Annotated in this window: 13 protein-coding genes and 1 rRNA gene; 8 read left to right on the forward strand and 6 right to left on the reverse strand. The window is 28.6% G+C overall.

Annotated elements, in window-relative coordinates:
- Positions 1-97, reverse strand: a 16S ribosomal RNA gene (locus tag GOY08_RS09015); the annotation flags it as partial.
- A gap of 612 nt (positions 98-709) precedes the next feature.
- Between GOY08_RS09015 and guaB the strand changes: the two genes are divergently transcribed.
- The 6 genes from guaB (at position 710) to GOY08_RS09045 (ending at position 8073) form a co-directional block, all read left to right on the forward strand.
- Positions 710-2245: an IMP dehydrogenase gene (gene guaB / locus GOY08_RS09020; RefSeq protein WP_158998582.1), complete on the forward strand. Its 1536-nt coding sequence runs from the start codon at positions 710-712 to the stop codon at positions 2243-2245.
- A gap of 38 nt (positions 2246-2283) precedes the next feature.
- Positions 2284-3849, forward strand: a complete 1566-nt coding sequence (guaA, locus tag GOY08_RS09025) for a glutamine-hydrolyzing GMP synthase (protein WP_158998583.1) — start codon at positions 2284-2286, stop codon at positions 3847-3849.
- 19 nt (positions 3850-3868) lie between these two features.
- Positions 3869-4702, forward strand: coding sequence for a glycosyltransferase family 2 protein (locus GOY08_RS09030; RefSeq protein WP_158998584.1), 834 nt, complete (start codon positions 3869-3871; stop codon positions 4700-4702).
- Positions 4703-4710: 8 nt separating this feature from the next.
- Complete coding sequence (locus GOY08_RS09035) at positions 4711-5754, forward strand: glycosyltransferase family 9 protein (protein ID WP_158998585.1); 1044 nt, start codon at positions 4711-4713, stop codon at positions 5752-5754.
- 111 nt (positions 5755-5865) lie between these two features.
- The gene (gene ahcY, locus GOY08_RS09040; RefSeq protein ID WP_158998586.1) at positions 5866-7158 is read left to right on the forward strand and encodes an adenosylhomocysteinase; all 1293 of its coding nucleotides are present in this window, start codon (positions 5866-5868) and stop codon (positions 7156-7158) included.
- Positions 7159-7314: 156 nt separating this feature from the next.
- Complete coding sequence (locus GOY08_RS09045; protein ID WP_158998587.1) at positions 7315-8073, forward strand: substrate-binding periplasmic protein; 759 nt, start codon at positions 7315-7317, stop codon at positions 8071-8073.
- Here the strand turns inward: GOY08_RS09045 and GOY08_RS09050 are convergent.
- Genes GOY08_RS09050 through GOY08_RS09060 form a run of 3 tightly spaced genes read right to left on the reverse strand, consistent with a single transcriptional unit; the run spans position 8070 to position 10662 of the window.
- On the reverse strand, positions 8070-8975 hold the full coding sequence (locus tag GOY08_RS09050) for a DMT family transporter (protein ID WP_158998588.1): 906 nt from the start codon (positions 8973-8975) through the stop codon (positions 8070-8072). The two genes, GOY08_RS09045 and GOY08_RS09050, sit on opposite strands and share 4 nt — an antisense overlap.
- Positions 8976-8984: 9 nt before the next feature.
- Positions 8985-9758: a DNA/RNA nuclease SfsA gene (sfsA, locus tag GOY08_RS09055; protein WP_158998589.1), complete on the reverse strand. Its 774-nt coding sequence runs from the start codon at positions 9756-9758 to the stop codon at positions 8985-8987.
- Position 9759: 1 nt separating this feature from the next.
- Positions 9760-10662 (reverse strand): Hsp33 family molecular chaperone HslO, encoded by a 903-nt coding sequence (locus GOY08_RS09060; RefSeq protein ID WP_158998590.1) that lies wholly within the window; start codon positions 10660-10662, stop codon positions 9760-9762.
- Between the two features lie 183 nt (positions 10663-10845).
- On the opposite strand from GOY08_RS09060, the gene galE reads away from it, so the two are divergent.
- Both galE and GOY08_RS09070 read left to right on the forward strand, forming a co-directional pair.
- Complete coding sequence (gene galE, locus GOY08_RS09065; RefSeq protein ID WP_158998591.1) at positions 10846-11847, forward strand: UDP-glucose 4-epimerase GalE; 1002 nt, start codon at positions 10846-10848, stop codon at positions 11845-11847.
- Between the two features lie 136 nt (positions 11848-11983).
- Positions 11984-14053, forward strand: coding sequence for a leucine-rich repeat protein (locus GOY08_RS09070; protein ID WP_158998592.1), 2070 nt, complete (start codon positions 11984-11986; stop codon positions 14051-14053).
- 4 nt (positions 14054-14057) lie between these two features.
- Here GOY08_RS09070 and GOY08_RS09075 read toward each other — a convergent pair whose 3' ends face one another.
- Positions 14058-15479, reverse strand: a complete 1422-nt coding sequence (locus GOY08_RS09075) for a hypothetical protein (protein ID WP_158998593.1) — start codon at positions 15477-15479, stop codon at positions 14058-14060.
- Complete coding sequence (locus GOY08_RS09080; protein WP_158998594.1) at positions 15403-16044, reverse strand: nucleotide exchange factor GrpE; 642 nt, start codon at positions 16042-16044, stop codon at positions 15403-15405. The genes GOY08_RS09075 and GOY08_RS09080 overlap by 77 nt, the downstream gene beginning before the upstream one ends.
- Positions 16045-16151: the final 107 nt, after the last annotated feature.

The raw sequence follows: 16151 nt of genomic DNA on the forward strand, positions 1-16151 counted from the left end.
CCCGTGCGCCACTAATGTATTGCTACACCCGTTCGACTTGCATGTGTTAGGCACGCCGCCAGCGTTCGTTCTGAGCCAGGATCAAACTCTTAGCTCTTATTTCTTACTCCTTACGGAGCTCGCTTTTACTTTTTATGGTAGTTTTACTCTACCTTGACGGTTCTTTCTTTTATGAAGGAACCTTGTGCCTCGTCTCTTTCGATACGAAACACAACGCTCCCGCACTCTGTTTCTGCTCTCTTCTCTTGTCAAATAACTTTCGCCTTTTCTCTTCCTCTTTCGAGTCAGAGCTTTTTAGCGGCGAGAACATCTAGCTACACAACCCAGTTTGAGTTGTCAAATCTTTCTTAAAAAAAATTTTAATAATTTTTTTACCTTTATTAAACTATTGAAATTATTAGAAAATACTTCTTTGTAATTTATCCACTCTAACATTTTTTTATTTATTTGAGATTTGATTGAGTTTTAGTAGATTAGAAAATATTGGTGCTATATTTTTAATCAATTTTCAAAAATTTTATATTTCTATATGTATTCTATTTTCCTAATAGAAATTTTATCATCACAATCTTCTTTAAATAAATAGAACAATTTTTAAACAATTTTGACCAGATTTTTTTATTTACTAGATATACAAAATTTATTTTGATAAAGCATCGTCACTAGTTTTGATTAGCGACTATAAGTCAAGAATAATGGAGTAAACAAGATGACCATTGAATTTAATAAAGATAAATCTCTATTTAGCAAAAAGGTAGTCTATGACGCCTTAACTTTTGATGATGTCCTGCTGCTACCAAGTTATTCAGAAACTTTGCCTCATGAAGCAAATGTAAGTAGCTATATTTCAAGTACTATAAAACTTCAAAGCCCAATTATTTCAGCTGCCATGGATACAGTTACAGAACACGAACTGGCTTCATGCATGGCAAGATTAGGTGGTCTGGGAATTATTCATAAAAATTTAACACCAGATGCTCAAGCCGAAGAAGTACGACTTGTTAAAAGATCAGAAAGTGGAGTAGTAGCAAATCCTATAACAATTTCTCCCTTTGATACTATTCAAAAAGCTAAACTGATTATGCAACAAAGAAAAATCTCAGGTCTTCCTGTAGTTGAAAGTGAAAGACTTTTGGGAATTGTTACTGGAAGAGATCTACGCTTTGAAACTGATGAAACAAAATATGTAAAAGATATCATGACAGAACGTTCAAAACTTATAGTTATGACTAAAAAAAGTAAAGATGCACCTTTTGACCAAAATTTATTTGAAAGTGTAAAATCACTTCTTCAAAAGCATAGAATTAAAAAACTTCCAGTTGTAGATGAACACGATAAATTAGTGGGTTTAATTACACGCAGAGATATTGAAAACGCTATCAGATACCCAATGGCGAGCAAAGACTCTTCAGGGAGACTGTTGGTGGGTGCAGCAGTAGGTGTTACTCCTTTTGATTTGGAACAAAGAATTCCAATTTTAGTCGAAGCAGGAATTGATGTCTTAGTCATAGATACAGCTCACGGTCATAGTAAAGGTGTTATTTCAACTGTAGCAAATGTAAGAAAACAGTATGGATCGAAATTTTCAATAGTTGCAGGAAATATCGCAACTGGAGATGCTGCAAAAGCATTAGCAGATGCTGGAGCTGATTGTGTTAAAGTTGGAATAGGACCTGGTTCTATTTGTACAACACGAATCGTTGCAGGAATTGGTGTGCCACAAATAAGCGCTATTATGAATGTTTCAGAAGCACTACAAGGAACAAACGTAAAAATAATCGCTGATGGTGGAATTAAATTTAGCGGAGATATTGTGAAAGCACTTGCAGCAGGCGCTCATACAGTAATGCTTGGTGGTCTTTTAGCCGGAACTGAAGAAGCACCAGGAGAAAGAATAAGCTTTCAAGGTAAGGTTTATAAAAAATATAGAGGTATGGGTTCTTTAGGAGCAATGAAGCAAGGCTCAAAAGACCGATATTTTCAAGGCACCCAAAGTGATAATAACAAACTTGTACCAGAGGGCATTGAAGGTCAAGTACCATACAAAGGTTCCTTGAATGAAGTACTTCATCAATTAGTTGGTGGTGTTAGAGCGGGAATGGGTTACGTAGGGGCAAAAAATCTTGATGAACTCCACCAAAAAGCTCAATTTGTAAAAATTACTGCAGCTGGTCTTCGTGAAAGCCATGTTCACGACGTAAATATTACAGAAGAAGCACCAAATTATAGTTTGAGCAGAAGTTAATTTAAAAATTAAATAAAATAGTAAATAAAGGAATAAATATGATACTCGTCGTTGATTTCGGCTCACAATTTACTCAACTAGTTGCAAGAAGAATTAGAGAAATATCAGTTTATTCTGAGATCGTTCCCTTTAGCAAAGCGGAAGCAAGAATTGCTGAATTACAAAAACAAAATTTATTGTCTGGAATCATTTTTTCCGGGGGCCCTCATAGCGTTTATGAAGAAAACTCTCCTAAAATTAATTTAGATATTGAAAAAATTGGTGTGCCAATTTTAGGAATTTGCTATGGACTTCAATTAATTAATTTCATGCTAGGTGGGATTGTATCACCAGCTAAAAATAGAGAATATGGCTTTGAAAAAATATTAATTTCAGGAAATATTGAGAAGAATAATCCTCTATTTTCTGTTAAAAATATAGAAGAAAATATTGTTTGGATGAGTCATGGTGATGAAATAACAAAACTTTCAAACAAACTTGAAATAGATTCTAAAACGAGAAATAATGTTGTTTCCTCATTTCATCATAAAAATTTACCCATATTTGGTGTTCAATTTCATCCTGAGGTAGAACATTCAAAATATGGAAAAGAAATCATTAAATATTTTGTTGAAGAAATTTGTGGTGATAAAAAAGTATGGAATAGTAATTTACAAATTGAAAGAGCCGTTGAACTCATTCGTGAAAAAGTTGATGAAGAAGGTTCAGATACTCAAGTTATATGCGCTTTAAGCGGTGGTGTTGATTCTTGCGTTGCGGCAGTTTTAACACAAAAAGCTGTTGGAAATAGATTATTGTGTTTATTTATAAATAATGGTCTTTTAAGAAAAAATGAATACGAAGAAGTTTTAGAGAGATTCCAAAAAGATTTAAATTTAAATGTAAAAGGAGTTGATGCATCAGATTTATTCTTAACAAGATTAGCTGGAGTATCAGATCCAGAAACTAAGCGTAAAATAATAGGAAATACTTTTATAGATGTTTTTGAATCTGAAACTAAAGATATTCCAAATGCTAAATTTTTAGTTCAAGGAACTTTGTATCCCGATGTCATAGAATCCATTTCATTGCATGGGACAAGTGTTACAATAAAAACACACCACAATGTAGGTGGTTTACCTGAAAAAATGAAATTTAAATTAATTGAGCCTTTACGAGAACTTTTCAAAGACGAAGTTAGAAGATTAGGTGCAGAATTAAAAATACCAAATGACATGCTACAAAGACATCCTTTTCCAGGACCTGGCTTAGGTATAAGAGTACTGGGTGAAGTGACAAAAGAAAAATTGAATATTTTAAGAGAAGCCGATGCCATCTTTATTCAAGAACTAAAAAAGAACGATTTATATCATTCTACTTGGCAAGCTTTCGTTGTATTATTACCTGTAAATTCAGTTGGCGTAATGGGTGATGGACGAACATATGAAAATGTTGCAGCCATTAGATGCGTTAGTGCTACAGATGGGATGACAGCAGACTGGAGTAAATTACCTTATGATTTCCTCGCCCATGTTTCATCTAGAATTATTAATGAAGTAAAAGGTATTAACAGAGTTGTTTATGATATAAGTACAAAACCACCGGCAACAATTGAGTGGGAATAGTTTAAGCAAAGAAATTTTTATGAATATTTACGATATTGCTAATTTTGTTCCAGAAATTGAAAAATTAACTGCAGTGATCATTACTTTAAATGAAGAAAAAAATATTGCTCGATGCATTAATTCATTAAAGTTTGTAGAAGAAATTATTATTGTTGATTCAGGAAGTACTGATAAAACTGTCGATATTGCTAATTCATTTAGTAATGTAACGGTAATTTCTACTCAGTGGTTTGGTTTTGTAGAAAATAAACAAATTGGAATTGATCATGCCAGCCATGATTGGATTTTATGGATTGATGCTGACGAAGAAGTTCCTGAATCACTAGCTAATGAGTGGATCACTAGAATACATTCTGGGACATTTCATGAAACTGCAGCGATTGATTTTCCTAGAAAAACATTTTTTTTAGGCCATTGGGTTAAACATTCTGGCTGGTATCCTGGAAGAGTAATTCGTTTTTTTCATAAAAGAAGAGCTTATCTAAGTCAAAATATTCTTCATGAAGGAGTTATTCCTAAACCTGGATATACGGTAGAGCATTTTAAGACAGATCTTTTGCATTATTCATATACATCTCTTTACCAATATTTTGATAAAATGAACAGATATGGTTTAGCTGGCGCAAAAGAAATTATGCGGAAGAAAAAAATTGCATTTTTACCTCAAATAATATTGCAACCAATATGGACTTTTTTTAGATTTTATTTTTTAAAAAAAGGATTTTTAGATGGAAGAATTGGATTAATAATTTGCATTGGCGCTGCATTTTCAAATTTTATTAAATACTCTAACTATTTTTTTATGAGAAAATATAAATATGTTGATTTATATGATAAAAAAAATCTGAATTAGGATGGTTCATGGATGAAACTAAGCTTATTAAAAATGTTGTAATCAGTAGAACAGACAATATAGGCGATGTTGTTCTTACATTGCCTTTGGCAGGAATAATAAAAGAATATTTCCCAGATGTAAAAATTTTTTTTCTTGGAAAAAAATATACTGAACCAATTATTTCAGCCTGTAAACATATTGATCAATTTTTAAACTGGGACTTATTTAATGATACAAAGAATTTAGTATCTGAATTCAAAGAAAATAATATTGATACAATTTTACATGTATTTCCAAATAGAGAGATCGCTAAAGCGGCTTATACTGCTAAAGTTAGAAATAGAATTGGCACTAATAGAAGAATTTTTCATTGGATTTATTGTAATAAAAAAGTTAACTTAACAAGAAAAAACTCTGAACTTCATGAATCCCAACTAAACACAGTTTTGTTATCTTCAATAAATATTTATAAAAAATTTACCCTTACTGATCTGCCTAAATACTATGGTTTATCTAAATTTAAAGTACTAAAAAGCAGTGCTGTAAATTTAATTGATTCGTCTAAATTTAATCTAATTTTACATCCTAAATCAAAAGGAAGTGCCAGAGAGTGGGCAAAAAAAAATTTTATAGATTTAGCAAACTCATTGTCTGGTAAAGAATATCAAATATTTTTTTCTGGTAGTAAAGAAGAGCAAGCATTTATTGAAAACGAAATCATGCCATATTGTAATGCTAGTAAAAGTATTGCTGGAAAATTTGATTTAACAGAATTTATTTCTTTTGTTAACTTATGTGATGGTCTTATTGCAAATAGTACAGGTCCATTGCACATTGCTTCAGCTCTTGGTAAAAAAACAATTGGCTTATATCCACCAATAAAGTCTATGGCACCAAAACGATGGGCACCAGTTGGTATTAATGCAAATTTTATTGTTGGTAAAAATAGTAACAATAATGAATATTGTCAAAATCCTTGTTTAGTAACTCAAAGCTGTGATTGCATGAATACTATATTACCAAATAATGTAATAGATATTATTTCAACTTGGAGAAAAAATCTAGAATAGTTGCCTTAAGCAAAACCTTTCCGTAGTATAATATTATTGAGTATAAATTGTTCTTAATTTTTATACTTAAATTAAAAATTCTTAGACTTTCTCATTATCTGGAGTTAAAAAATGGATTATAAAATTAAAGATATTTCTCTTGCAGATTTAGGTAGAAAACAAATAGAACTAGCAGAAAAAGAAATGCCTGGTTTAATGACACTCAGAGAAAGATATTCACAATCTAAGCCTTTAAAAGGCGCTAGAATTGCCGGAAGTTTGCATATGACTGTTGAAACAGCAGTTTTAATAGAAACTTTAACACTATTAGGAGCTGAAGTTCGTTGGTCTAGTTGCAATATATTTTCAACTGTTGATGCGGCTGCTGCCGCAATAGCAGCAAAAGGTATTCCTGTATTTGCTTGGAAGGGTGAAACTGAAGAAGAATATATTTGGTGTATAGAACAAACTTTAAAATTTGCAAATAACCAAGGTCCAAATCTTTTATTAGATGATGGTGGCGATTTAACAAGCCTTGTCCATAAAAGATTTCCACATTTATTAAAAGACATTAAGGGTGTTTCAGAAGAAACAACAACTGGAGTTCATCATCTTTATCTAATGGCTCAAAAAGGTGAACTAAAAATTCCAGCTATTAATGTAAATGATAGCGTCACGAAAAGTAAATTTGACAACTTATATGGTTGTAGAGAATCTCTTCCAGACGGTATAAAACGTGCAACAGATATTATGATAGCTGGTAAAACCGTTTTAGTTGCAGGATATGGTGATGTTGGAAAAGGCAGTGCACATTCGATGCGCTCACACGGTGCCCGCGTATTGATTACTGAAGTTGATCCTATAAATGCTCTTCAAGCAGCTATGGAAGGTTATCAAGTAGTTCGAATAGAAGATGTTATAAAAGATGTTCATATTTTTGTAACTGCAACAGGCTGTTGTGACATTATTACAGCAAATCATATGGCTCAAATGCGTGATCAAGCTTTAGTTCTCAATATTGGACATTTTGATATTGAAATTGATGTAGCTGGACTTAAAGCATACAAAGGAATTCAACATATAAATATTAAGCCTCAAGTTGATAAATATCGATTTCCAGATGGACATGAAATCATACTTTTAGCCGAAGGACGATTAGCAAATTTAGGTTGCGCAACAGGTCATCCAGCTTTTGTAATGAGTAATAGTTTTACTAACCAGGTATTAGCTCAATTAGAATTGTGGCAAAATACTAGCAATTATAAAGTAGGTGTCTATACTCTTCCAAAAAAACTTGATGAGGAAGTCGCTCGTTTACATTTAGAAAAATTAGGGGCAAATCTTACTCGATTATCAAATAAGCAAGCTGAATATCTAAATATCTCTATTGATGGTCCATATAAACCAGAAAACTATCGCTATTAAGTTTTTTTAGCGATAGTTTATTCTTATTTAAATTAATATTTAAAATTTGCATAAATAAAAATTAATAGACGACAAAAGTATGACTTTATAAAAATATATTTGCTATATAATCAAGATTATATTTTAGAAGAATAATTATTTGATAAAGATTGAAATATGAAATTTATCTTTTCTATTTATTTATTTATATTTTTCACCATAATATATAATAATTCAGTATTTGCTTCTAGTGCTACACTTACAATGCATGTTAGAGATCGTTATCCTGAAATATCTATTGAGAATAATACTATAACTGGTCCATTAATTGATATTATTAAGGAAGCAGGAAAATCTATTGATGTAAAAATTGAACTAATAGAAGCTCCTTTTACAAGAACTTTAATTGATCTAGAAAATGGGAAAGTAGATCTTTGCCCTAGACTGTCTTTAACTACGGAAAGAAAAAATTTCGTTTATTTTTTAGGGCCAATTTTATCATATAAAAAGATTGTAAATTTCATTGTCCCAAAAGGAAATAAAAATCTAATTTCAAAGTATGAAGATTTGTTAAAATATCAAATTGCTGTAAAAAGGGGAACTTTTTACTTCGAAAATTTTAATAATAATGAAAAAATTGAAAAATTATATTATAAAGATGATGAAAATATGAGTTTAATGTTTGCTAATAAAAGATTTAAAGTAATGGCTATAAGAGATTTACTTTCTCTAAAAAAGTATTTTAAAAAAATTAATTTTAATGAATATGAAATAGCAAATTACAAACATGAAGAAATTGAAGAAATATTTTATGCTATGTCGAAAAAATCTGCTAAATTAGAATATAAAGACAAATTGAATTTTATTTTAAATAAAATGAGAACAGATTGTACAATTAAAAAAATTTACAATAACTACAATATAAAAACTGATTAGCTTTGATCATTTATCTTCTTTTTTGTAACTAGAATGATTGCTGATAATATTAATAAAACAGAGAGCCACTCAATAGGTTTTATATTTTCATTAAATATAATATATCCCCAAAATAGTCCAGCTAATGCAACTATACAACCAACCAGGCTATAAAAGACTGGCCCTGCTATTCGCAATAATTCAAAGAATAATATATATCCAATACTAGATAAAATTATTTCTATAATGATAAAAAGATCAGGTGTGTTCAAAGGAAAACTTATTGGATGAAATGCATTAGAAAATATAACTAGAGGCAATATAAGTAAGGTTGAAGCAAATAACATCCCTGATGATAATTCTATAGATGATGTTTTACTAGGACGATATTTAACCATATATATAGTACAAGAAGCTAGAAAAAAAGGAGTAAATAAAGAAAATAGCATCCACTTATATTCAGAATAATTTGATAGTTTAGGAAAAAAAAGAATGAAAATTCCTAAAAAACCAAGTAAAATACCACTGGATCTTTGCCAAGAAAATTTTTCAATTAAAAAAAGCAAAGACAAAATATAAGTAATTATAGGTGAAGTATTTACTATTAATCCAAGGATACCAGAAGGAACGTGTGAAGCAGAGAAATACATAGTTAAATTTGGTAATGCAATTCCAAGTAAACCACAAATAAAATAAAATACGATATGTTTTGAATTTAAAGGAGGAAGTTTTCTATTTTGTATCAATGCAAAAATCAAAACAATGATAGCAGGACCCAAACTTTGCCAGAATGAATAACCCAAGGGGGTAATCCCACTTTCCATAGCAAATTTTGCTATGGAGAAACTAGTACCCCACGTAAAACCCAAACAAAATAATAACAATATTGCATATAAAGAATTTTTATTCAAAGAAGAAATCATTAATATCCTTTAATCTAAAAGATAGAACTTTCTTAATGAAAATCCTGAAGGCGATATACCTGGAATAATTAAAGCTATTTTTACACCAATTTTTTTTGCATGAGTTAATAATTTAGAATATTTAGGATCGATTTCATGTGCAATCCGAAAACCATTTTTCAATATGACAGGTTCTATTAAAGATCCGCGCATTAAAACAAAAAATAACCAAGAATCGTCACCATTACTTTTTGCCAACATTAATTCTTGCAAATGTTTTTGTCCTCTTTCGGTTACAGCGTCTGGAAAGGCCCAAGTATCTTCAGATAATTTAAGACTTACACTTTTAACTTCTATCCAACATTTTCTTTTTTGTTCCATTGCCGATAAACAAAAATCAAATCTTGTTTTAGAATTAAATTTTACTTCTTTTTTAAAATTATCCCATTGGCAAAATAAATCATATGGAAATCCTGCTTTCACAATATCTTCGTTTTTTTCATTTGCTATTATTTTAGAAAATAATTCATTGATAAAATGATTAGCTCTAGATGTATTCAAACATGCAAATCCGTCTTCTAAGTATAGGAGCTCTAAAGAATATTGAAGTTTTCTTTCTGAATTTTTTGAGTCTAAGATATAGGCTTTAGAGTTTTCTATTAAGCAACTCTTCATACTCCCACTATTAGCACAATGAACGGTCTTTAAATTACCATCAGAATCTTTTACATCAACAAAAAAACGCTTATATCTAGATAAAAAGCTCACTTCCTCTAACGAATTTTGGTAACTTAATATTTCCATATTAATTCATTTCATTAGAATTAGTAGAATTTACCTGATTACGACTTGCATATATTTGTGATATAGTTTGCATAGAAACAATGTAATTTTTATTGCAATAATGACATTTCATTTCTAAATCTTCTGCTTTATTTAAAATATCAGAAAGTTCATTCAGTGGTAAAGTAACTATTACATTTTCTACTCTTTCTTGAGAGCATGAACATACAAACTTTGGATTAATACTTTTTACTGCTTTTGTTGCATCGGGTATTAGTTTTTTAGATAGAATATCAGCATCACTATCTATCAAAAATAATTCTTTCATAGATGGTAAAGAATCAATATGATTTTTTAATTTGATTGATACTTCTTCAGGAATATCAGGCAATTCTTGGTAGATAACCCCAAAAGCATTTATTTTCCCATTTTCAGGAGAAATCCAACTACTTATTTTAAGATAAGTATTCATTTGATAACTTGTTGCCAAATGTTCATTTAAAGCTTTTTCGATAGAATCTGATTTTGAAACGGTTAGACCTTCAAATAAATTTGGTTTTTTTCTTTGAGAACGCATAGATCGCACTTGGTATTCTGGAATGATATTATTTCCAAGGTCTAATTGCTTAACAACCTCAGAATTTTCATTACATTCTATATACCCTCTTGTTTCTGCCTGATAAGATGTTTCCGTACCAATAGTAAAATCACTATTGCAATGAAAACGTAAATTAACTCGTTCTTCATAATCCAAAATAGAGGATAAAAGAACACTTCCTAACAGGGCATCTGATAATAGAAGAGCTCTATTTGTATTGAGATTATGTAATTGTTTGGCTTCTTCAACTAAGTGGCTCAAGTGCAGCATTCTGTAACTGTAATGAACTTTTGTATCAACTCCAAAAAAAAGATAGTCTTGAAACATAAAAAGAACCCCTATATATGCTAAAAAGAGTAAAGTTACTCTTTTTTCAGATATTTTCACATATAACAGAATCTGAAAGATTGCGACAAATTATTGAATATGAAGATGTTTTCTTTATCAGTAAATATTTTCTATATTTTCAATTAGTTATAAATATTTTAACCATTTGAAAGCGAGCCCCTTATGAAGGTACTTGTTACTGGTGGAGCTGGGTACATTGGGAGCACCATTTGCTCAGCTCTTGAAGATCATGGACACACTCCAATTATCTTGGATTCACTAGTCACTGGTAAAAAAGAGTTTGTCACAAATAGAGTCTTTTATCACGCTGATATTACTGATAAATCAACTCTCAAAAAAATATTTTCTGAACATCCAGAAATAAGCCATACTATTCACTGTGCGGCATTAATTATTGTACCTGAAAGTGTAAAAAATCCTTATGAATATTATAAAGAAAATGTAGGAAAATCGAATGAATTATTTAAAATATTAAGCGACTTAAAATGCAATAATATTGTTTTTAGTAGTTCTGCTTCTATCTATGACACAGTGAGTGGATTTAAAGCAGAAGAAAATTCCCCACTAAATCCTTTAAGTCCATATGCAAAAACTAAATATATGATGGAGATAATTTTAAATGATTTTAGCCATGCCTATCCAGATTTTAAAGCAATTTCTTTAAGATATTTTAATCCAATTGGAGCAGACCCAAATTTAAGATCCGGAATGCACATTAAAAATCCTAGCCATGTTTTAGCCAAGCTAATAGAAACAGCCACAGGTAGAAATCAGGTTTTTCAAATAACAGGAACGAATTGGCCAACACGCGATGGGAGTGGAATAAGAGATTACATTCATGTATGGGATTTAGCACTAGCACATGTTAGAGCGGTAGAAAATTTCTCTAAAATATTTTCTCAATCAAAGAATAACTTTCAGGTAATTAATATTGGCTCTGGAAAAGGTGTAACAGTTAAAGAGTTATTAAAAGCATTTGAAAATGTTTATCAAGCAAAGATAAACACAATAGAAACATTGCCAAGACCTGGAGATGTTGCAGGCGCATTTGCTAGTTGTGATAAAGCTAATGAATTATTAAATTGGAAAACTTCATTAAGTATTGAAGATGCAATTAAAGATTCTTTAAGATGGAACGAAAAATACCTTAAATTATTTTCCTAAAATATAAAAAATCAAAATTCTTTAAAATAATATAGAATAAAAATTTAATTACTGATAAAAAAATATCCTAATTAACTGTAGTTTTTTATGATATTTATTAAATATTACTTAACTACAATCGAAAAAAGGATTTTTCATGAATAAAATTAGTTATAAAAAAATATTAGCAATTTTTCTTTTGTTTTTAATTACTAATCAATTACAAGCAACGGAGAGATTAAAAATAAATAGCGATTATAAAGAATTATTTCTTCCAAACAATGGACTAGTATACTTATTAAATTTAAACAATGAGGAAACACTTTTTATTCCAAATAAATCTGAAAATAACGCTGGTATATCAGATAATATTGCAGATTATTCAGAATTTTTAATCACCCCTTCAATTTTAAATTCAACTAATAGCAATCTTAAAGAATTTAATATTAAAAACATCAAAAACGATAATAATTCATATATAGAAGAAGAATCTTGTAAAAAAATTAAATTTATAGAGAATGATAGAAATTTTAAATTAATAAATTACCCTAAAAAATTATCTGGCGTATTAACTTGTAAATTTTCAGTAAGCAATGAAAATAATCAATATTTTTTTAAAATTCAGTTTAATTATCCTTTTAATCGTTGGATAGAAATTGCAAAAAATTCTACCTATCAATTATCTTCACATAGGACTGCTATTTTAATTTCAGAAATAGAGAATAAAAGTGCAAAAATTATACATTTAAAACCTTCCCCTAATTCTATAGTTTATACTGAATTCTTAGATTTAAGTTCTATATATAACACAAGTATTTTCCCAAATGCTGAAAAAATAATTATAGAGGGTTTTAGAATTGATCAATTAAATAAAAATGCTTTTTTATTTCCTGATGGAAAATATATAAAAGAGATAGTTTATTCAAGCAATATTCTTCCAATTATAAAAAATGAGTATTTTAGCAAACTAGAAAATATAGAAACTATTAACTTAGTTGGAAATAAAATATCTGTTATTGAAGATTTTGCTTTCCATGGACTAAAAAACATTAAAGACATTAGACTTGAATACAATCCTGAATTATTTTACAAGGAGTATAGTAAGGATAGAAAATTTCAATTTTTATGTAATCTTTACTCTTTAAAAAATTATGAAATTCTTTATAAAAAAAATTGTGATATAAAATCTGAACACAATCCATTATATAGCTACAACAAATTTTCTAAAGAGTTATTTATAAATAACCAACAGTTTTCTAAAGTAAATTTTAAATTTCTTGAAAACTTCACTCAAAAATCAGATATTAAAAAATTAACTATTTTTAGAGGATCTTTAGATTTTAGAAATTTTAAAAATGATGATTTAAACCTCTTATATACTCTTATTAATTTAGAAAGTATTTCATTTATTGATACATATATACACTCATTAAAAGAAGATAGCTTCAAAAATCTTAAGCTAAAAAAATTATCTTTTGATAATAATGGTATACAGTATATTGAAAAAAATTCTTTTAATAACTTAAATAATATTGAAGAGATTGAAATAAAAAATAATAAAAATCTAGTTTTATCTAATCTTTCTTTAAAAAATTTAAATAATTTAAAAAAGTTAAGTATTTTAAATTCGAATATTGAAACAATAAATGAAAAAACTTTTGATGATTTAATAAATATTGTTGAGATAAATTTAAGTAATAATAAAATTAATGATCTATCTTTTATAAATCCTTCTATGCTAAATCTAAAGTATCTTAATCTATCAAGAAATAAAATAATTAAAGTAAAAAATTTACATGACTTAAATTCGCTAGTTAAGTTAGATCTTTCTCATAATGAAATAAATGAAGTAAATAGTAATTTTTTTTATCGTAATCCAAACCTAAATAAAATAGACCTTTCATTTAATAAGATAAACTATTTACCAAGCTATGCATTTTACTATTCCGATACTATTGTACATCTAAATCTTAATAATAACCCAATAGTAAAATTAGATCATTTAGCATTTTATAATTTAAAAAACTTAACTGAGTTACTAATGCATAATACAAATTTAAAAAATCTTGAATTTAATGTATTTAATGAAAATTATTTACCCAAATTGGTTATTCTTAATCTAAAAAATAAAGCTTTCTTGCTAAAGTATAATTTAAAAAATGCATTTGGCGGAAACTGCAGAAATAATGTTAACTTCGAAAAATATTATTTTTCTTGTACTGATTAACTTATCAATTTACCTTTCCTTCATATGTTGAAATACCTTCCACTTTCCAATGCCCAGAATGAATTATTTTATCTAGTTCAAAATTCTGCGAGGTATTAGCAAGATAATGAATATTTCTTAAAATTATTAAAGCATCAAAGATTTTTTCTTCTAAATTAAAATCACTATCTTTTGGTTTTATTATATCTTCAAAATAGTCCCTAAACTTACCAGTTTGTGAAATAAATTTTATACTATTAAAATTACTATTACTAGATGAAAATGATAAGTTTTTTTCAGTATATATAACTGGTATTGAAAAAATATTTGCTAAATAATTTAAATCATTTTTATTTTTAAAACCATCTGGAACTATTATTGAATGAACTAAATCATTAAAAATTAATTTTTCAGCCGCTTCAGATAGACTTCCTTCATCAAGATTTGCTTCAGTTATAAAGATATTATATTTTACCCCAATTACAGCTGGAGATGCTAAGAAACTTGAAACAGAGCGTAAAATATTTTGATTACTTTCTTGCCTATTTTTACTTAATGGTAAAATTATCCCTACTCTCATTTCTAATGGATCATCGCTAATTAATTTTATTATCCTAGTTCTAATTTTATCATTTGATATATTTAATCCAAAATTTACTAATAAACTATCTTTATTTGCTATAATATTTTTCTCTAATAATTCAAGAGCAACAGGTAAATCTCCATCTTTTATTTTAGCAAGCAAAACATTTTCAATAAAACTACTTTGAAATTCATCTTCAATATTACTATCAAAATTTAAAACAGATAGTCTAGATTCAATATCTTCTATTTTAATACTTCTATTTGAATTATTTAAAATATTTATTTCTTGAAAATTATTTTTTTTCATTAATACTTGTAATTGGTTCAAGAATTTTTTTTCCTGTTCTTTATTTAATGAAATTCTTGATATTTCTGAAGATATTGCTAAATATTTTGCTAAATATTGTGGTTGTAAACTTGGTATACCAATTTTTTTTATCAAGACTAAAGCATTTTTAAAATCACTTTTAATATAATATAATTGCAGTAGAGCATATGAACAAACTGAATTCATAGCAGAAGGAAGAAGATCTTCAGATAATGCTTCTTCCAAATATTTTAAATTTAAATCTATATTAGAATTATTATTATTTATTAATGCCATTCTACATTTTGAAAGTGCTATTTCTTTTCTAGGCGAATAATCATTTGAAATAACATTTTTATAAAACAAAGTAGCTTGTTGAAAATCTTTATTATAAAAAAAAGTCTCAGCTTTTTCAAAAGATGAGACTTGAGCAAAAACAAAAATTGGGAAAAGCAAAAAAGAAACAAAAAATGCATTACTAGTCAGGAGCACCAACTCTGACCATTGCCGTACGTAAGATTCTATCACCAATTTTATAGCCAGCCATAAATTCATCAATCACAGTTTCCTGAGCATATGTTGAGTCTACCACTTTTGCGATTGCGTTATGATATGCAGGGTTAAACGGAGCATTTTTACCTGGCAATTTTTCAATTCCATGCTTTTTAACTGTATCTTGAAATACTTTTGAAACAAGCTGAACGCCCTCTACTATTCCTGCTACCTTTTTCCCTTCTTCAGTTTCAAAGTTTATTTGAGAATTTTCAATGGCAGACATTGCCTTATCAAAGGCGTCAATGACAGGAAGGAGATCTTTTGCAAATTCTTGGATTGCATAAAGCCTAGTATCTTGCTTTTCTTTCTCCATACGTTTTCTTGTATTTTCGAAATCAGCTGCAATGCGAAGCATTCTATCATGAGTTTCAGCTAGTTTAGCCTGAGTAGATGCACATTCAGCTTCCAAAGCTGCGATTTTTTCTGCTTCTTCACCTAATACTTCTGAAGCATTTTCTTCATTTTGGTCATTTTGGTCATTTTGGTCATTTTTATGAGAATCAGAAGTTGTTTCTCCAGATTGAACTTCTTCAGCCGTGTAACTTATTTTATTGTGTTTTAACATATTTTATTCCCTCATCTAGATTATCTTTCACGATCTAAACTGTGATCGTTAAGAGTTTAAACACCGAAAAGCAGTGGTCAACAATAAAAATTTTGAATATAAGCATT

Origin of the sequence: Pigmentibacter ruber (assembly GCF_009792895.1) — a bacterium.
Classification (GTDB): Bacteria; Bdellovibrionota_B; Oligoflexia; order Silvanigrellales; family Silvanigrellaceae; genus Silvanigrella; species Silvanigrella rubra.

Excerpts from the sequence above, each read along its gene's own strand:
- GOY08_RS09060 (WP_158998590.1), bottom strand. The coding sequence starts at position 10,662 with ATGTTTCAAGACTATCTTTTTTTTGGAGTTGATACAAAAGTTCATTAC.
- GOY08_RS09080 (WP_158998594.1), bottom strand. The coding sequence starts at position 16,044 with ATGTTAAAACACAATAAAATAAGTTACACGGCTGAAGAAGTTCAATCT.
- GOY08_RS09070 (WP_158998592.1), top strand. The coding sequence starts at position 11,984 with ATGAATAAAATTAGTTATAAAAAAATATTAGCAATTTTTCTTTTGTTT.
- galE (WP_158998591.1), top strand. The coding sequence starts at position 10,846 with ATGAAGGTACTTGTTACTGGTGGAGCTGGGTACATTGGGAGCACCATT.
- GOY08_RS09035 (WP_158998585.1), top strand. The coding sequence starts at position 4,711 with ATGGATGAAACTAAGCTTATTAAAAATGTTGTAATCAGTAGAACAGAC.
- sfsA (WP_158998589.1), bottom strand. The coding sequence starts at position 9,758 with ATGGAAATATTAAGTTACCAAAATTCGTTAGAGGAAGTGAGCTTTTTA.
- GOY08_RS09045 (WP_158998587.1), top strand. The coding sequence starts at position 7,315 with ATGAAATTTATCTTTTCTATTTATTTATTTATATTTTTCACCATAATA.
- guaB (WP_158998582.1), top strand. The coding sequence starts at position 710 with ATGACCATTGAATTTAATAAAGATAAATCTCTATTTAGCAAAAAGGTA.
- GOY08_RS09050 (WP_158998588.1), bottom strand. The coding sequence starts at position 8,975 with ATGATTTCTTCTTTGAATAAAAATTCTTTATATGCAATATTGTTATTA.
- GOY08_RS09030 (WP_158998584.1), top strand. The coding sequence starts at position 3,869 with ATGAATATTTACGATATTGCTAATTTTGTTCCAGAAATTGAAAAATTA.
- guaA (WP_158998583.1), top strand. The coding sequence starts at position 2,284 with ATGATACTCGTCGTTGATTTCGGCTCACAATTTACTCAACTAGTTGCA.
- GOY08_RS09075 (WP_158998593.1), bottom strand. The coding sequence starts at position 15,479 with ATGAATTTATGGCTGGCTATAAAATTGGTGATAGAATCTTACGTACGG.
- ahcY (WP_158998586.1), top strand. The coding sequence starts at position 5,866 with ATGGATTATAAAATTAAAGATATTTCTCTTGCAGATTTAGGTAGAAAA.